The sequence below is a fragment of the Microvirga sp. HBU67558 genome (genome assembly GCF_018069605.1).
Lineage (GTDB): Bacteria > Pseudomonadota > Alphaproteobacteria > Rhizobiales > Beijerinckiaceae > Microvirga > Microvirga terrae.
Window position 1 is genome coordinate 1 of the sequence record NZ_JAGPUP010000312.1, and the last position, 1,214, is coordinate 1,214.

Consider the following 1,214-nt stretch of genomic DNA (forward strand, 5'->3'; position numbering starts at 1 on the left):
CATGCGTGTAGACATTCTCCGGGATCTGCATCGAGAAAGAGGAATAGATCTGATGGACAACGCTCAGTGCAAAACCGGTCAGCCCGCTATAGCGCAAGCTGGCTGAAATGCTCGACGTCAGCGTCGGCCTAAGAGGCTTTACCATGGGCGGCAGCCGTCCGATCGGCCTCCTGTGCGTCTGACACTAACAGTCGGGGCCTCACTCGACTGTGCCGCGACGTGAGAACCGGCGACGCAGTAAATTGGATGACCCAGTGAGGCTCGATCGACACCTCCACAGCAGTCTTTGGATTGTGCTGCAAGCGCTGAGCCTTGTCGTGCATAGTAACGATGCCGAATGAAGAGAGCTTCACGCTCTCACCGTCCTCCAGCGCCGCGGAAATTGTCTTGAAGACCTGCTCAACCAGATCTGCGGCGTCGTCCTTTGTGACGTTGCCCTGCTGGTACATGGCTGCTGTTAAATGGGCGTGGGTTACGCGCTTGCCTATCATCAGCACTCTCCTACTGGGGTTGGAAGGGGGGCGTCCGTTACCAGAGCCCAACTTTAGGAGGAGCGACATCCTCCGAGGAGCGCAATCACAGAGTAAACGGGAATCGCGCAAATCTCTTACCATTTTATGTCAGCATTTGAACACTCGTCATGTGAAGGTAGCTGATTTCGGCTTTTTACCTATCAAGCGCAAGATCCGTGCCAGAAGGCAACAGTTTAGGTCACACAAAGCGCATTGTTCTCATCTTGCCCCCACACGTTACCCGAGGTACCTTTCTTGACCACTCGGAACTCTTGGCGACTGTTGCGAACCTCGCTAACGTTGAGCTTCAGTGGGCTGTTGCAGCTAGAAAACCGGCGCCGGATATACAGTATCGCGCCTCGGAAGCTAGTAATGCTGAAATTGAAGAAGACGATGTAGAGCGACCGTGGTGTCATTAGTTCAAGGGCGACATAGGAAGATTTCATGGAAAGAAGAGCTGGCTCGGGAAATTTGAACAGCGGGATAAGTGGAGTTTCTGCCTGACTGTAGCCAAAATGGCTGCCAGACAGGAGAGACCATGAGCAAGCGACCCCGCCGGAACCACTCTCCGGCTTTCAAAGCGAAGGTGGCCCTTGCCGCCGTGAAGGGTGAGAAGACCCTGGCCGAGCTGGCCCAGCAGACCGTATGTTCGTTGCCGGCGGAGGTGGCTCGTCCACACTATGCGATGAGCGAGGGTTGCGC

The 1,214-nt window shown here is 55.2% G+C and carries 1 protein-coding gene; it reads right to left on the reverse strand.

The window, feature by feature from the left end; all coding sequences use genetic code 11:
• Positions 1-128: 128 nt before the first annotated feature.
• Positions 129-491: an HU family DNA-binding protein gene (locus tag KBI52_RS01430; protein WP_114949005.1), complete on the reverse strand. Its 363-nt coding sequence runs from the start codon at positions 489-491 to the stop codon at positions 129-131.
• Between the last annotated feature and the right edge of the window lie 723 nt (positions 492-1,214).

What these genes read in the sequence shown, in the direction of transcription:
- KBI52_RS01430 (WP_114949005.1), bottom strand. Translation starts at nt 491, where the DNA reads ATGATAGGCAAGCGCGTAACCCACGCCCATTTAACAGCAGCCATGTAC.